This is a genomic window from Posidoniimonas polymericola (genome assembly GCF_007859935.1).
Lineage (GTDB): Bacteria > Planctomycetota > Planctomycetia > Pirellulales > Lacipirellulaceae > Posidoniimonas > Posidoniimonas polymericola.
In genome coordinates, this window is sequence record NZ_SJPO01000010.1 from 225,001 (window position 1) to 240,917 (window position 15,917).

Below are 15,917 nucleotides of genomic sequence, written 5' to 3' on the forward strand. Positions count from 1 at the left end.
CACGCTGGCTCTGAGCGGTCGCGCGCCCGCTGCTCACGTCGGTCGTCCGGTGACGCTGCGAGTGCTTGGCACGGATGTCACCATGCAAGAAGACATCCGCCGGCAGGCAGAGAGCGACCTCGGGTTCAAGGTCACCTTCGAGGCGCACGGCAGCGCCGGCGTGCTGCAGAAAGCCTCGACCCGGCCGGAAAGCTTCGACGTCTACGAGCAGTGGTCCAACAGTATCAAGGTCCTCCACCAGGCCAACGCGATCCAGCCCATTGAGCAGGAACGGATCCGCCGCTGGGGCGAGATCAATCCGCTCAGCAAGACCGGCCGGCTGAGCCCCGGGATGGCCATCGGCGCCGGCGATTCGCCGCACACGCTGCTCCACGTCCAACCCGATGGCGGGCTCGCCGACCAGCCAACCGGCAGGCTGAGCTTTCTGCCGTACGTCCACAATGTCGACTCGTTTGGCTACAACACGGCTCAGATCGCGGCCGGGACTCCGTACGAATCCGAGAGCTGGGGCTGGCTGCTCGACCCGGCGCACCACGGCAAGGTGGGTTTGGTCAACGAGCCGGCGATCGGGATTTTTGATGCGGCTTTGGCCGCCAAGGCGGGGGGTCTTGTCGACTTTGCCGACCTGGGCAATATGACCCGGGACGAGATCGACGCGCTGTTCGAGGTCTTGATCAAGCTCAAGCACGACGGGCACTTCAGCGGGATCTGGAGCTCCGTGCCCCAGTCGATTGAATTCATGGAGTCGGGCCGCGTGGCGATTGAGAGCATGTTCTCACCCGCCGTATCGGAGCTGAACGGCAAGGGGATCCCGGTCCGTTACGCCGCCCCGCGGGAGGGCTACCGCGGGTGGCACGGGGTGCTGTGCCTGTCTTCAAAAACTGAGGGCGCGGCGCTCGACGCCGCGTACGAGTACCTCAATTGGTGGCTCGAGGGCTGGCCCGGGGCCTACATGGCCAGGCAGGGCTACTACATCTCGATCCCCGACCGCGCCCGCGAGCACCTCTCGGCAGACGAGTGGGACTACTGGTACGAGGGTCTGCCCGCCCGCAGCGCCCTGCCGGGTGCGGACGGACGCACCGCCGTGCCGAAGGGGGACGTCCGCTCGGGCGGCTCCTACGTCGAACGCCTTGGCAATGTCGCGGTCTGGAACACCGTGATGGATTCCTACGAGTACAGCCTGATCCGTTGGTACGAGCTGCTGACCTCCTGATGAACACCGACTCGCAAAACACCGGCATGGCGATGAGCGTTTCGGCAAAGATCGGGATCGGCTTCGCGATTGTGCTGCTGCTGCACCTGTCGATCGTGGTGGTGGGGCACTACGGCCTCCAGCAGGCGGAGGAAAACCGTATCACGCACGAGCGGCTGCGTTCCCGGGTCGAGTCGCTCTACCAGCTGGACCACACCGTTGGCGAGCTGCAGCGGAACGTTCTGCTCTACGCGTTTAGTGGCTACCAGGGCACCGAGCAGCGCGTTGTCGCTTTGCAAAACCAGTTGTACACCCTGCTTGAGGCCGCAGAGAACAACGCCGGCGAGGACGAGATCGGCGCCTCGGTGCTGGCGTCGATGCGGCGTCGGCTCGACACCCACCGACATATCTACGAGTCGGTGGTGACCGACCGCGCCCACCGCCGGACGCTGGTGGACGACCGGCTGCGCGGCCTCGCCGATCAGATCCGCGGCGCGCTCGCCAACCCCACACGCGACAGCGTCAATGACGCCGAGGTCCGCAGGGCCGAGTCGCTGTTCCTCTCGGCGCAGATCAAGATGATGCAGTTCGTGCACAGCCCCGACTCGGCCCGCGTGCACGGCGCCAAGCAGGACCTGGCAGACTGCCGACGGGTCCTGGGAGCGTTAGCGTCCGCCGGCCTGACGGCCGACGACCCGGGCGCACGCGCCCTCTCGCTGCTCGACGTGTTCGAAACCGAGTTCCTCCGCATGGTGCAGGTGACACGCGGCTACCTGCACCTGGTGAACGTGGTGCTGGCCGGCGAGGCCCAGGAGTTCCTCCGCCTGGCAGACGACGCCCGGCTGAGGAGTTCGGCCCGTGCCGACGAGCTGTCCGCCCGGATGGCGGCCGAGAGCGGCAGCTTCCGCCGGGCGAACAACCTGTTCTCCGCGATCACGATCGCTCTGGGGCTGCTGGCCTCGTATCTGATCGGGCGCAATGTCGCGCCCCCGCTCAATGCGATCACCACCACCCTCGACAAGCTCGCCAAGGGAATTAAGTGCAAGCACATCCCCGGGCTCGGCCGCCGCGACGAGCTGGGCAGGCTGGCCGCTGCTGCCCAGGTGTTCAAGGACAAAGCGGAGCAGACCGAGAGCCTGCTTGTCGAGGTCACCCACATGAAGGAGCTCGAGCGGCAGCTTGCCCATTCACAAAAGCTCGAGTCGGTGGGGCAGCTGGCGGCCGGCATCGCCCACGAGATCAACACGCCGCTGCAGTGCGTCACTAACAATATCCAGTACCTGAAGCGCGCCTGCGACGGCATGCTTGAGGTAGTCGGCAGCTGCGAGACCCTGCTCGCCAGCGACGGGCCGAACGAGGAAGAAGCCCGCCGGCTCCGCGCGATGCTCGACGACCGCGCGCGGTCGATGGCGCGAACCGAAATCCCCGAGGCCGTAGTCGAGGCGTCCGACGCGGTCGGTCGGGTGGTCGAGATTGTTCACGCGATGCGGTGCATGTCGCACCCCGGGACCGCCGAGCTCAAACCGGTCGACCTCAACAGTGTGGTCCAGAATTCGGTGAAGATCTCTCGCAACCACTGGAAGGAGCAGGCGGAGGTAAGTCTGGACCTGGAGGACGGGCTGCCCCAGCCGCTCGCGCAGAGTTCGGAGCTCAGCCAGGTGATTCTCAACCTGCTGGTCAACGCCGCCGACGCCATCGGCGAGACCCGCGGCCAGCGGGACCCGCTGGGCAAGATCACGGTCACCACCCGCAGCGTCTGCCGGCACGTCGTGGTCGAGGTGAGCGACACCGGCGCTGGCATCCCCGATGAACTCAAGCAGCGGGTGTTCGACCCCTTCTTCACCACCAAGGAGGTCGGTAAGGGGAGCGGACAAGGGCTGGCGCTGGCCTACAACGTGGTAGTGAAGCGGCTCCAGGGGACGCTCGGCGTAGAGTCTCGGGAAGGGGAGGGCGCTAAGTTCACCATCCGTATCCCAATCGCGAGCCACCAGGACGACCCCGACCCCGGCTGGGTGGTCGAGCCGGCCGCCAACGCCTGAGTCACCGAAGGAGCGATTCCGACGGCACGATTCCGACGGGGCGAGCGTCTTGAGCTCAATATCCTGAAGCCGGATCTCCATCGGTTTACCCTTGTGAAGCCGGAAGGCGATCACGCCGCTGCGAGGCGAAACGGGGTCACGGTCCAGAGTAACCGATATGACAGGGCCGTTGACGAGGTGCGTCAGGCTGGCGCCGATCGCGATGATGCGGCATTCGCTCCAGTCGTCCCGCATGATTGCCGCGGACAACTCGTCGGGGTCGGCTAGCGAGCCGACCAGCTCGATCGGCCCGGTCGTCCGCCAGTCGCCCTGGCCGACGCGGCCGTACTGAACCATGGAGTTGTTGCCGCCGGCCTGGTAGCGGAATCGCAACTCGAAGTCGTCGACATTGACCCCGCGGCAGATCAGTTACGAGTTGGGCCGAGCCGTTTTATCTTTGCTCGTGGCCCCGACGATCGCGCCGTCGCGGACGCTCCAGTGATTGCGGTCGCCATCCAAACCAGGGAGGCTGTCGCCATCGCAGAGCGGGGTGAACTGACCGCTCTCGGCTATGCCGACAGAGGCCGCCAGCAGGACCGGGGGAAGAACCATCGCAAGTACGATGCGGACAGTGCTGGCGTGCCCGAGAGAGGGTGCTACTACTGCGGCGTGGACGCCGTTTCAAGCTTCGACAGGTAGACTTGGTACGGGGCGACCTCCTGTCCGTCCGACACTAGTCGGAATTGCAGCGACGCGTCGCCCGCGGGGATTTCCACCGAGGGGAAGAGGATTTCTTGTTCGGCGTTCTCAACAGGCAGGGTGTGGGTGGCGTCGCCGATCGTCAGCTCTGCCGTGCCCGCCGACGCCGACTCAAGCAGCACCCGGACGCGGAACGCAGCGGGCCGGGGCGCGGTCAGCAGCCAGTACCCCTGGGTACCCCAGTTGTCGCCGGTGGTCTGCCAGTCCTGCCAGGTGAGCACCGTTTCGGGCTCCTGTTCGGCGCCGATCACGATCCGCGGCGGCGTGTAGTCACCGGCGTAAGCCTTCGACACTTCGTTGAACCACTCGTCGTACGCGGCCCGCAGGTCGCGGGCGTGCGACGGGCTCTGCTTCAGCAGGTTCTTGCTCTCGGTCGGGTCCGCTCTTAGGTCGTACAGCTCGTACCCAACCCCCGGTGCGGGCGTGTGGCGCTGAAAGCCAGACGAGCGGACCAGCTTCCAGCGTTTGTCGAACGCCGTCATGTGGTGACCCCGCAGCGGGTCGAGGCCCCGGTGGGCCTGGATGAAGAGCTTGCGGTCCGGCCAGGCGACATCCGCTCCTTCGAGCAGCGGCAGCAGGCTGCGCCCGTCGAATTCTACTCCCGCCGGCTTGTCGGCCGAGGCGGCTTCTAGCAGCGTCGGCATCAGGTCGATGTGGGCCGACAACGCGTCGACCTCGGTTCCCGGCGCGACGCGGCCTGGCCAGTTCACAAACAGCGGGCTGGCGATGCCGCCGTCGTGGACGTCGGTCTTCATCCCGCGGCGGTGGCCGGCATACCGCGGCGTGTTCGGGCCATTGTCGCAGAGGTAGAGCACCAGGGTGTCGTTGGTCAGGTCCCGCTTATCGAGAAAGCTGACTAGGCGTCCTACGTTCTGATCGATATTTTCCACCATCGCGTACACCCGGGCGACCGTGTCGGCGGTCTTCTCGTTGCCGAGCAACACCGGGCTGAGGTCCCGCGCTTTGTACTTCTGGTACAGCTCATCGGGGACGTCGTGGTACGGCGAGTGCGGGGTGTTGGTCGCGATGTACGCGAAGAACGGCTCTGGGTTTTCAGCCTGCTGCTCGATAAACCGCATCGCTTCATCGAAGTAGACGTCGGTGCAGTAGCCGTCGGCCTGCCGCTCTTGGCCGTCGTAGTAGAGGATTGGGTTGGTGTACCGCCGCTCGTTGGCGGGCGGCTCGGAGGGTTGGCCGAGACCGCCGCCCCTGAAAACGACCGCGCGGTCGAAACCCTGATCCTGGGCCCGCATAGGGTAGCAGTCGCCCAGGTGCCACTTGCCAAAGATGGCCGTCGAGTAGCCCGCCTGCTTGAGGGCCTCGGCGAGGGTAACCTCGTCCGGCCGCATCATCGAGCCGCCCTTGAACGTATCGATCACTCCAGTGCGGTGGTTGTACCTGCCGGTCATCAGGCTTGCACGCGTCGGCGAGCAGACCGGCGAGACGTAGAACCGTGAGAACGTGGCCCCCCGCGACGCCATCGCGTCGAGGTGGGGCGTTTCGAGCACCGGATTGCCGTGGCACGACAGGTCGCCCCAGCCCTGGTCGTCGGTGATCAGCACGATAATGTTGGGGCGCCGCGGCTCTGCCGAACACCCAACGCGGCCGCAGCATGATACGACAGCCGCTGCTCCGAGCAGGACGACACCTAGGCTCTTCATGCTCACCGATGATTTGCTGGGGCGTTGCTGGGGCGTTGCTGACGGGTGGGCGAAGCCGTCGCCGGCTACTTGTCGCCCAGCCGGCGGATCGTGATGTCGCGGAACCACACCGGTTCGACGTCGCCGTCCTGGCCGTTGTGGGCCTGCAGAGAGATGTGCCCTTCCGAGAGCTTGCCGAAGCGCTTCCACGCGTTGAACTTGGTTGACGAGACAAGCTCGTTCCACTTGTCGCCGCCGATCTCTGCCTTCACAACCTGCTTGCCGTTAACCCAGTGCTCGACCACCCCGTCGTGGACGACAATCTTCGCCGTGTTCCACTCGCCCGCCGGCTTGACGACCTTTTCCGAAACGCTGAACAGTCCGTACAGCGAACCGGCCGCGTGCGGGTCGAAGGGGTCGATGCCCCACGACTCGTTGTCCAGCACCTGGAACTCCGGCCCTGTCATGTACGGGGCGTCTTCTGTCTCGTCGCAGCGGTAGATCACGCCGGAGTTGCCGCCCGCGGCAATCTTCCACTCGAACGCCAGCTCGAAGTCGCTGAAGGTTTCCTTTGTCACCAAGTCGACCCCGCCGGAGCGGTGCACCAGCACGCCGTCCTCGATAACCCAGCCCTTGGGCGGCCCGGGAGTCTTGTACCCCTTCCACGCGTCGAGTGAGGTTCCGTCGAACAGGGAAATCACGGCGCCGGACTCGGACTCGCCATCGAGGTGATGGTCGGCCAGCACGGCGGAGGTGAAGGCCAGAGCGAGGGACAATCCGGCGACAGCAGAGGTGCGGAGCATGGGACGCCTAGTCGGTTGGGGTGGGAGTTCACCGGGGACGCGCACGGACAGCCCGTGCCAACGACCCGTGGGGGTTTAGCATAGGTGGGGCAGGCCCGGGTGTCGAGCTGGGGCCTAGTATGAAGTGGAGCCAAAATCGGCCGCGTCGGCGCCGCCCGGAGGGATGTCGAAAGTGAGCGGCGGCGTCCGGCGGTCGGCGGTCGGCGTATTGTCGAGGAATCCGCTTGTTAGATACGACCGAATGAACAGCCCCCACGAACGGCACCAACAGCTAGATTAAGCGTTGCAGCACCGACGCCAGCTCCAAGAGCCGTCACAAGGCGCACGACCACGTGGTGCTGACAGACCCAACACTCCAGTAGCGAAGCCCACTACGCGGTGCGATGCCCAACTTGCTGTCAGGCGCCGTTCGAAATTCGGACGATGCTCAACGAGTGCGGCGGCGCGGTGTGGTGGTAGTCGGGCCCGAACTCGACCTCGTGTTGGACCGGCGCGAGGTCGCGGCCGAGGCCGTCGTGGTTGACATCGTCCGGCTGTCCGGCGAGCACGGTCACGGCCGCCGTATGAACTCCGGAGCCCAGCCCCGTGACCTCGATTGCTAGTTCTCGCGGCGCCGAGGAGGTGTTCACGAGTTTGATGACGAGATCACCGGACTCAGCGCTACGGACCACCGAAACCGGCAGGCCCGGAACTTCCCCGCCAGCGAGCTCGTGAGTCAGCAGTTCCTCGCCGCTGTTGCAGCTGAAGAGCTGCTGCACGTAGTAGTTGATCGTCGGCCGCACTTCGGTGTTGGTGAAGTAGATCAGGTCGGGCGTCCACTGGGTGGCGCCGACCTTGCCTAGCAGCGGCGCGTAGGACGACAATTGCACGATGTCGCCGTTGCGCTCGAGGTGCGTCAGGTAGGCCGCCTCGGCAAGGGCCGAACGGAGCGTCGAGCGACGCCCTTGGTCGTGGGCCGCGTACTCGCCGAGGTACACCGCCGAACGCGAACGATCGTAGCCGTCGTAGCGGGTGAGATTCTCGAGGAACCACTGCGGCGACCGGTAGTAGTGCTCGTCAACCATCGCCAGGCGTAGCCGATCAGCGATCTCCCACCCGTTGGCGAAGTCTTCCCCGTCGGGCGCCGGCCCGACTGTCCCGACGACCGTGATCTCTGGGTAGCGCTCCGCGATCGCCTGCTGGATCATCTGGAAGCGGACCGCGAACTCGGGCGAGATGCGGTCTTCGTTCCCTACGCCGAGGTACTCGAGCCCTAAGGGCTCGGGGTGGCCGGACGCCGCGCGGACCGATCCCCAGCGGGAATCGGCCGGGCCGTTGGCGTACTCGATCAGGTCGAGCACTTCCTGGGTGTACGCCGGCATGTCCTCCAACGCGATGCCCAACTGCCCGCGTCCCCACCGCCCGGTGACCGACGCGCCGGAGTTCTGACACGACACGCCCGCCGCGACCACCGGCAGCGGCTTGGCGCCGATGTCTTCGCAGAACTGGAAGTACTCGAAGTACCCCAGGCCGAGCGACTGGTGGTACCGCCAGATATTGCGTTGCCCCTTGCGCTGGTGAACCGGTCCGACCGAATCCTGCCAGCGGTAGATGTTGTCGACGCCGTCGCCGTGAACCAGGCACCCGCCCGGGAACCGCACGAACTTGGGCCGGAGGTCCGCGATCGCCTGAGCGAGGTCCCTGCGGAGGCCGTTCTTGCGACCCTGGAACGTGTCCCGCGGGAACAGTGAGATCATGTCGAGTCCCACCCGACCCGCTCCCGTCGAGCAAACCGTCAGCCGCGCGTTGTCGATCGTGCGGCTGGCGGTCAGCTCGGCGGCGAGTCGCCCCCAACTTGCGTCGGGCGCAGGCAAGCGGGCCTCGGTGATCGCTTGCCCCGCATGGTCCTCCAGACGCACGACCAGCTCGCTTGGCTGATCGGCGAGCTGCCTGGCGAACAGCGAGAAGTCGTACTTCTGCCCCTCGGTCAGCGCGATGCCGGCGAAACCGACATTTTGCAGCCCGACCCGTCCCTGGTCGCTGCGGGTCCCTAGCACCGCGTAGCTGGGGTTGTTCGCATGCAGCGGCTGGTTGCTTTCGACGACCACCTCGCCCTCGCCCCCATCAAGCTCGACGAGGGTCCAGCCGGTGAGCGAGTCCCAGCCGCGGTGGTCGGACGCAGAGAACTCAAACGAACGGTTCTGCACAAGCTCCGCGTAGAGCCCGCCATCGGCGGCGTAGTTAAGGTCCTCGAAGAAAACGCCGAACAGGTCCCCGCTGATCGGCTTGCCGGGTCGGGTCGCGTCGATACGCAGCCGGGCAGACTTGTTGGTTTTGCCACGCGGCTTTTCGCTGCTCTTTAGCTCGGTCGCGGGGACCGGCTCGAAGACGTCAACCGCCTCGATGGTCCCGTCGTCGGCGTGACGCAGCGGCGACAGGCAGGTCTCGCGGTTGTAGCCGTCGCCGTCGGGGATGCGGAAGCGGTGGTAAGCGATCACCCACTCGTCGCGCCCCGGGACCTTGCCAATCGAGTGGTGCCCTGCGCCGAAGACCACGCCGCTCTGCTTCAGGATCGGGTTCTGGCTAGCCTTCTCGAACGGGCCGAGTGGCGATTCCGACGTGCCGTAAGCGACGCTGTAGCGCGGGTCGCGGGTGTCGTACTCGGACCAGCTTAGGTAGTACTTGCCTTGGCGTTTGTGGACAAACGGGCCCTCGTTGTAACCGGGGGGAGTGATGTCGCGGACCTTGGCCGGGTCGAACGAAATCATGTCGTCGTTTAGCTCGACCGCCTTGCAACGTCCCTGCCCCCAGTAGAGGTAGGCGCGGTTGTCGTCGTCGACATACACCATCGGGTCGATAGCCTGCATGCCGCGGTAGTCCCTCGCAGAAACGAGCGGCTTGCCCAGCGGGTCGTGGAACGGGCCGGTCGGCGTGTCCGCCACCGCGACGCCGATGTTCTTGTCCGCGCTGTAGTAGTAATAGTACTTGCCGCCCTTGGTCGCGCAGGCCGGCGCCCAGGCGTGGATGTCCGCCCACTCGAGGTCCCGCGGAAGGTCGAGGATGACGCCGTCGTTCCGCCAGTTGACCAGGTCGGCCGACGACCAGACCTGGAACGAGGTCGACCGCCACCCCTCGGTGCCGTCGGTGGTCGGGTACAGGTAGCAGCGGTCGCTGAAGAACGCGATGTGCGGGTCGGCGTTGACGCCCGGCAGGACCGCGGGCGGCGCCTTTGCGTCCGGTTCGCCCCTGGCGTTGCCACCAAACGCGAGCCAGCAGAAGCAGCAGAATGCAATGCCAGAGAAGCGGGCAGTCATATGAAATTCCGAATGGGGGAAAGAGCCGTCGAGCTTGCCGAGTCCCGCTTGGGCAGCGGGCGGGGTTCCATTCTAAGCCGCCAACAGATCGTCTTCGATGGTCTGGAGCCGCACGGGGGGCGTGCGCGCGGCGCCGTCAGCGCGGTTGGCGCGTCGGGGCGGCTGTTAGCGAGCCGAGCGGCTCGTCCGCCGAGCCACTCTGGTTCTCGCTCGCCATTAGTTCGGTCAGCACGCCGTGGTAGCCCCGCGTTAAATGGGCGCGGCTCCGGAAGTCGTCGTCCTGCATTAGCACCCGGTGCAGCTTCCCCAGGTTGGGGCCGGGCACACTTGGGAACAGGTGGTGTTCCAGGTGGTGGTTCACGTTAAACGGTGAGACAAGCCAACGCTCCCACCACCGCGGCAGCACCGTGCGGGTCGCCCGCAGTTCTTCGCTGCTGTCGGCGCCGATGTGCTCGGCGGTCGCGCGCAACCGCAGCGAAAAGTTAACCAGCGTCACGCCCGGTACCAGGTACAAAGCGATCAGCTTGCCGGTTGTCCACGGCGCCACAGAGAACCCCCACCCGATCAACGCGTACACGCCCGCCATATTGACGAAGTAGAGCACACGCGTGTGGAGGGGAAAGGCCGGCGAGAGCGGCTCGCGCAGATGGTTCCACGGAGCCCAGTGCTGGTACATCACCCACGCGCGGTGGACGTTCAGGCCGGCGAGGCTGCGGGCCATTACCGCGCAGAACTCTCGGCCGTTCTTGGGCCACTCGAACCACTCGCTGTCGGTGCTCTGCGCGACAAGGTCGATGTCGTCCTTGGTGTTGGTGAAGCGGTGGTGCTGGAAGTGCGTCCTGCGGTACAGGCCGGTCGTCATCCCGATCGGGAAGGCCAGCAGCAGGTCCGACACAAGGTCGTTCACCAGCCGATTCTTGTACAGCAGGTAGTGCGAGGCGTCGTGCACCAGCACGCCCATCCCGACAATGCGCGACGCCACGACGCAGCCGGCAATCAGGAAGACCCACCAGTGCGGCATCATCGCCGCCCAGGCCATGGCGCCCACCAGGGGGGCCCAGATCCCTAAGATCAGTAGTGACGACCGCCACCCGTTGACTCGCGACAGGCGCCGGACCGCAGCGATGTGCGTCGTCCGCGGGAAGCGTTCCAGCGGCGCGGCCAGCTCCGCCTCGTTAGATGGCGGTACTTGAACGGAAGCGTGGTCACGCACGGCGTCGGTCATCGGCGGCGATTATGGGAAGCGGGGCTAGGCGCCAGGCCCGCGTGGACCGGCCGCCGTCTACTACCCATCTTACCACCTCAGCCGGTGCGGGCGCGGAACCTACGGCGATTCTGCCCCCTGAAAGCTCGACCAGGGACTCGGCCGCCGGCGGCGAATCCGAGAGAAGAAAAGAAGCGGAGGGCACGGGACTCGAACCCGCAACCCCTTTCGGGGCACCTGAATTCCAATCAGGCCGCTAGCCAATTCGCCTACCCTCCGTTTTTTGGCGGTCTCGGCTTGGCGGGGCCAAGACCTCGCCACGCGCGGGGCGTGGCTGCCACTCTCTGTTTTGCTGGCGGTCTTGGCTTGGCGGGGCCAAGACCTCGCCACGCATGGTGCGTGGCTGCCACCCTAGTCTAGTTCCCGTCCGGCAGAAAACACGGCTGGCGATCCAGGATTGTCGATTGCGACCCCCGATCGTGCAAGAGCCCAGATCCAATAAGAGTCTGTCGGAACAAACTCGGCCCCTGGACCGGCGGGGCGGTCCAGGGGGTCCGGTTAATTTCTTAATCGACCGCCGAGGCGCCCTGGATGAGCATGATGAACTCGCCGTTGGACTTAAACTTGCCCAGCTTGGAGGTCAGCTGCTCCATGGCGTCGATGTGGTGCATGCTGGAGAGCGTGCGGCGGAGCGCGGTGGCCGCGTGCAGCGACTCCGGCGGCAGCAGCTTCTCTTCGCGGCGGGTGCCGGACTGCTCGATGTCGATCGCGGGCCAGACGCGGCGGTCGGCCAGCTTGCGGTCGAGCACCAGCTCCATATTGCCGGTCCCCTTGAACTCCTGGAAGATCAGCTCGTCCATGCGGCTGCCGGTGTCGATCAGGGCGGTGCCGACAATCGTCAGCGAGCCCCCTTCTTCGAACGCCCGGGCCGTGGCGAACAGCTTCTTGGGGATGTCCATCGCCTTGATGTCGACGCCGCCCGACATAGTGCGGCCGGTGTTGCCGACCCACTTGTTGAACGCGCGGGCCAGGCGGGTGATGGAGTCCATTAGGAGGAAGACGTCGCGGCCCATCTCGGTGAGTCGCTTGCAGCGCTCGATAGTCAGTTGCGACAGCCGGACGTGGCTCTCGACGTCCTGGTCGAGGCTGCTCGCGAAGACCTCGCCGTGGACGCTGCGTTTCATGTCCGTGACTTCTTCGGGCCGCTCGTCGATGAGCAGCACCATCATCGCCACGTCGGGGTGGTTCTCGGAGACCGCGCGGCTGACCTGCTGCATCAGCACGGTCTTGCCGGTCCGCGGCGGCGCGACGATCAGCGCCCGCTGGCCCTTGCCGAGCGGCGTGAGCAGGTCCATCACGCGGGTGCTGAGCGGCTCGGGACCGGTCTCCAGACGCAGCCACTCTTCGGGCGTGATGGGAGTGAGGTCCTCAAACTCCTTGACCTTGACGTAGTCGTCCGGCGCGATGCCGTCGACGTCCAGCAGCTCCTTGAGCCGCGGGCCTTGGCCGCGGCGGTGGTGCTGGACCATGCCGGACAGCAGCAGGCCCTCCCGCAGTCCGTACTTCTCGATCATGGTGCCGGGCACAAACGGGTCGGTGCGCTCACGGCTGAAGTTGGTGGTCGGGCTGCGGAGGAAACCGTAGCCATTGGGGTGCATCTCGAGGACGCCCGAGCCGGGCGTAAGTTCGGCGCCGGACGCGTTGTCGTCGGCGGGGAAGTTGTCGCGGCGCGGGTCCTGGTTCTGCTGGTTGTGCCCGCCGCCGCCACGGCGTCGGTTGCCACGTCCGCCGCCAGACCCGCCGGAGCCGCCATTGCGGCCGCGGTTGTTGTAACCGCCGCGGCTCTGACCTTGGCCTTGGCCTTGTGAGCGTTGCCCGTTCCGGCCACGGTTGCGGCCGCCGCTGTTGTTTTTCGCCATCAAATCAGTAACTAAAAAAGGAAGCAGTCTGCCCCGGACACTGCGTCCGGGCGCCCGGCTTGTCGCCGGGCTGGTAAGGGTCTCTTTGGCGGTCGCGTTCCGGCAGTTGAGTTGCGTGTGCCGAGGCCCGCCGCTTGGCGTTCCCGGTAGCGTCGGGCGCCGCGTTGGTGTGCCTGCCGTGGCGAAACCAAGGGGATCGCGATGGCGCAGCGCAACGGGCGTGGTCGATCTGCTAAGCGGAAGAGCTAGCCTGAAAGGGCCCTCTCAACCAGCGGACGTGCGCCGCGTGAGAGAGCCAGTCTCCTCGTAAGAGCGGGGCCCAGGGGCGAGGCGCCAGCCTGGATGATGTGGATTCCTAATGTTTTGGTGGAGCCGCTCTCGCCGAGTGTTGCCGGCAAGGACTAATCGACTTCCCCAATAGCCTCTCTAACGGGGCATTGGCCCCGTTGCTGCACGGTCAGAGCGGATGGCTCGCCGACAGCTCCAACTGCGGGGTACGCCTGGCGCCTTATCCATGGCCGGCCCACCAGCAGGTGCGTAAGCCTGCAGACAATCAATGTTTCCTGGCGAGGCCGCTGGGGTTGAGACAGACCTGCTGAGGTGCAGGACGTCAAAGCAAGCCCACTGACGGAGCAACCAGGCCTGCGTCTCTGTGGGGGGTTCGCAAAGTAGCCGAACCAGAATCGGTGAGACGCAGAAAACAGGGTTTGTCTTGCAAACAAACCGTAAGAGCAAAAGCCCTCAAGAACTCCCTGCTTACGAATTCGCAGGAACATCAATCTCGACCGTAGTATTGGACATGGATGGGGCCGTGTCAAGAGAACTTTTGCTAGCAGCTGCGGGAATCTCGTCCCACCTGCCGCCGGCCCGCTGCCCCCGAGGCGGCCCACCGCGACTCGCATCGGGCCCACGACGCCGGGGGCGTCAACTTTTTTTCCGAGTTGGCAGAATCACTGCAATCGTCACGTCCTGCCAACCGATGCTGCATGATATCCACGGACCCGTTACACTCGCCGCGCGCCACAGGGGCGCTGACAGCAGGTTTCCTAAAAGGTAGGCAAGGATGCAAACTCGAACCGCCGCGCTGATGGCCGGAATCTTAATCATCGCGAGCAGCGTATCTGCCCAGGGAGTCGCCTGGCGCACCGATCTCGCCGCCGCCCAGCAAGAGGCGGCCAAGTCCGGCAAGCTCGTGCTGCTGCACTTCTGGAGCACCAGCTGCGGTCCGTGCATCGCGCTCGACAAGACCGTGTTCAACCAGCAGACGGTTGCCGGTGGCATCGAGCGGATCTATGTTCCGGTCAAGCTGACCGAGGACGAGTGCCGCCAGATCGCGGCCACCTACGGCGTCACCCGCATCCCCACCGACGTCATCCTCACTAGCGACGGCAAGGTTGTCCAAAAGTTGGTCAGCCCGTCGTCGCCGATGGAGTACGTTTCGACGCTGACGCAGGTCGCTTCTTCGTACGCGACGAAGGCCGGCTCGGCCTACAACGCGGCGGTCGCTAACGCGCCGGTCGCGTCGACGCTGCCCGGACAGAAGGTGCTCAACAACGCCTACGCCGGCCTCGGCCTGCCCGCCAACGCGCCCCTGGCGGCCGCCGCCCCGCCGTCGACGCCTTCGGCCGGCTCCATGATGGACAACCGCTACGCCACCGCGCCGATCGCCCCCGCGGGCCAGCCGCCCATTGCCCAGCAGCCCGTCGCCCAGCAGCCCGTCGCCCAGCAGCCCGTCGCTACGGCTCAGCCCGCCGTGCCGCCGATGCGCGTCGAGAACCCGTACGCCCAACAGCAGCCGCCACAGAACCAATCGCCGATCACCCCGATTGCAGAGCAGCCGGCGGTCGCCGCTCTGCCCGCCGGCTCGCCCCCGCTCGGCTTCGACGGCTACTGCACCGTGTCGATGAAGCGGGACTTCAAATGGGTCAAGGGGAACCCGTCGTGGGGCGCCATCCACCGCGGCCGCACCTACCTGTTCGCCAGCCAGGGCGAGCGGGACGAGTTCCTGAAGACCCCGGACTCCTACTGCCCGGTGCTGTCGGGCGCCGACCCGGTGGTCGCTGTCGAGCAGAACATGTCGGTGCCGGGCAAGCGGGAGTTTGCCGTGCAGTACCCCGCGAACAGCGGTCAGATCTACATGTTCTCGTCGGCCGAAAACCTGCGTAAGTTCTCGTCGAACGCGGCCGGCTTCGCCGAGGGCGTCCGGCAGGCGATGGCGGGCGGCAACGGCCGCATGGTCCGCTAGCCGACCAAGGGCGACCGCAGGCGGGGTCGACGCCCTATTCGCCCTTCATGGTGCGCTGGAGCTGGATTACCTGCACGCGGACTTCCTCCATGCCTGGGTTCAGGCGGAGCGCCCGGCGGTACGCCTCGAGGGCGGCGACCGGGTTATCCTGCAGCAGGTGGCACTGGCCCATGCCGGCGGCGGCGGTGAAGTGGTACGGGTTGATCTCGAGCGCCTGGTGGCAGTCGCGGATTGACGAGTCGTACTGCGAGAGGTGGAAGTAGGCGGCGCCGCGTTGGGACCACGCCTCGGCGATCCACGGCGACTCGTGGATCAGTTCGGTTGCTAGGCGGATCGCCTCGTCGTACTGCTTGGTTTGGTTCAGCCGGATGATGGCGCTGAGCGTGGTCCGCTGCTCGCGGCTGCCGACCCGGCGCCAGAGGTCGCGGATGCCGTTCTCGGCGATGGTCCGCACGCCGCGGTCGGTGTCGACCAGCGCCTGGCCCATCACCGCGTTGGACGCGAAGTCGCCCATGTAGCCGAGCGCCAGCACCGCGGCGCGGCGGGCCGAGCGGTCGCCCGTCACCGCGAGACGCTCGAGCGACGCGCAGGTGTAACGCCGGGTGACATTCTTGATGAACAACGCCGAGTCTTGGTCGTCGAGGTACTGCAGGTAGAACTCGACGATGACCGGAACGCGTGGCTGGCTGTGAGGCACTTCGTAACTCCCGAGGACGCCGGGCGGACTAACAGAACAAGGGGCACAGCGGCCGGCGCCTGGATGCAACCGGGTGGTCCGGTCGACTAGGCGCCGCGTGGAGCCGCTTCCCGGCTACCCCTCATGACCCGAGTTTAATCACCCTTG

The 15,917-nt window shown here is 66.0% G+C and carries 9 protein-coding genes, 1 tRNA gene and 1 pseudogene; 3 read left to right on the top strand and 8 right to left on the bottom strand.

The window, feature by feature from the left end; all coding sequences use genetic code 11:
* The first annotated feature begins 82 nt into the window (after window positions 1-82).
* Entirely contained in the window at window positions 83-1,213 is a 1,131-nt protein-coding gene (locus Pla123a_RS19480) for an extracellular solute-binding protein (protein WP_231956558.1), read from the top strand.
* The gene (locus Pla123a_RS19485) at window positions 1,213-3,231 is read left to right on the top strand and encodes a sensor histidine kinase (RefSeq protein WP_146590088.1); all 2,019 of its coding nucleotides are present in this window, start codon (window positions 1,213-1,215) and stop codon (window positions 3,229-3,231) included. Before Pla123a_RS19480 ends, Pla123a_RS19485 begins: the two co-directional genes overlap by 1 nt.
* Window positions 3,232-3,342: 111 nt before the next feature.
* On the opposite strand, the pseudogene Pla123a_RS25355 reads toward Pla123a_RS19485, so the two are convergent.
* From Pla123a_RS25355 to rho, 7 genes and pseudogenes are all read right to left on the bottom strand, one after another.
* Window positions 3,343-3,567: pseudogene (locus tag Pla123a_RS25355) on the bottom strand (hypothetical protein); the annotation flags it as partial.
* A gap of 302 nt (window positions 3,568-3,869) precedes the next feature.
* Window positions 3,870-5,630, bottom strand: a complete 1,761-nt coding sequence (locus Pla123a_RS19495; protein ID WP_146590090.1) for an arylsulfatase — start codon at window positions 5,628-5,630, stop codon at window positions 3,870-3,872.
* A gap of 65 nt (window positions 5,631-5,695) precedes the next feature.
* Window positions 5,696-6,412 (bottom strand): 3-keto-disaccharide hydrolase, encoded by a 717-nt coding sequence (locus Pla123a_RS19500; RefSeq protein ID WP_146590092.1) that lies wholly within the window; start codon window positions 6,410-6,412, stop codon window positions 5,696-5,698.
* A gap of 398 nt (window positions 6,413-6,810) precedes the next feature.
* Window positions 6,811-9,705 (bottom strand): family 43 glycosylhydrolase, encoded by a 2,895-nt coding sequence (locus Pla123a_RS19505; RefSeq protein ID WP_197528123.1) that lies wholly within the window; start codon window positions 9,703-9,705, stop codon window positions 6,811-6,813.
* 136 nt (window positions 9,706-9,841) lie between these two features.
* Entirely contained in the window at window positions 9,842-10,930 is a 1,089-nt protein-coding gene (locus tag Pla123a_RS19510) for a fatty acid desaturase family protein (protein ID WP_146590094.1), read from the bottom strand.
* A 174-nt stretch (window positions 10,931-11,104) separates the two neighbouring features.
* Window positions 11,105-11,187: transfer RNA gene (locus tag Pla123a_RS19515), tRNA-Ser, on the bottom strand.
* Between the two features lie 288 nt (window positions 11,188-11,475).
* Entirely contained in the window at window positions 11,476-12,828 is a 1,353-nt protein-coding gene (gene rho / locus Pla123a_RS19520) for a transcription termination factor Rho (protein WP_146590096.1), read from the bottom strand.
* 1,063 nt (window positions 12,829-13,891) lie between these two features.
* Here rho and Pla123a_RS19525 point away from each other — a divergent pair.
* On the top strand, window positions 13,892-15,073 hold the full coding sequence (locus Pla123a_RS19525; RefSeq protein WP_146590098.1) for a thioredoxin family protein: 1,182 nt from the start codon (window positions 13,892-13,894) through the stop codon (window positions 15,071-15,073).
* Window positions 15,074-15,107: 34 nt separating this feature from the next.
* On the opposite strand, the gene Pla123a_RS19530 is transcribed toward Pla123a_RS19525, so the two are convergent.
* On the bottom strand, window positions 15,108-15,770 hold the full coding sequence (locus Pla123a_RS19530) for a tetratricopeptide repeat protein (protein WP_146590100.1): 663 nt from the start codon (window positions 15,768-15,770) through the stop codon (window positions 15,108-15,110).
* Between the last annotated feature and the right edge of the window lie 147 nt (window positions 15,771-15,917).

What these genes read in the sequence shown, in the direction of transcription:
- Pla123a_RS19500 (WP_146590092.1), bottom strand. Translation starts at nt 6,412, where the DNA reads ATGCTCCGCACCTCTGCTGTCGCCGGATTGTCCCTCGCTCTGGCCTTC.
- Pla123a_RS19505 (WP_197528123.1), bottom strand. Translation starts at nt 9,705, where the DNA reads ATGACTGCCCGCTTCTCTGGCATTGCATTCTGCTGCTTCTGCTGGCTC.
- Pla123a_RS19510 (WP_146590094.1), bottom strand. Translation starts at nt 10,930, where the DNA reads ATGACCGACGCCGTGCGTGACCACGCTTCCGTTCAAGTACCGCCATCT.
- Pla123a_RS19525 (WP_146590098.1), top strand. Translation starts at nt 13,892, where the DNA reads ATGCAAACTCGAACCGCCGCGCTGATGGCCGGAATCTTAATCATCGCG.
- Pla123a_RS19480 (WP_231956558.1), top strand. Translation starts at nt 83, where the DNA reads ATGCAAGAAGACATCCGCCGGCAGGCAGAGAGCGACCTCGGGTTCAAG.
- rho (WP_146590096.1), bottom strand. Translation starts at nt 12,828, where the DNA reads ATGGCGAAAAACAACAGCGGCGGCCGCAACCGTGGCCGGAACGGGCAA.
- Pla123a_RS19495 (WP_146590090.1), bottom strand. Translation starts at nt 5,630, where the DNA reads ATGAAGAGCCTAGGTGTCGTCCTGCTCGGAGCAGCGGCTGTCGTATCA.
- Pla123a_RS19485 (WP_146590088.1), top strand. Translation starts at nt 1,213, where the DNA reads ATGAACACCGACTCGCAAAACACCGGCATGGCGATGAGCGTTTCGGCA.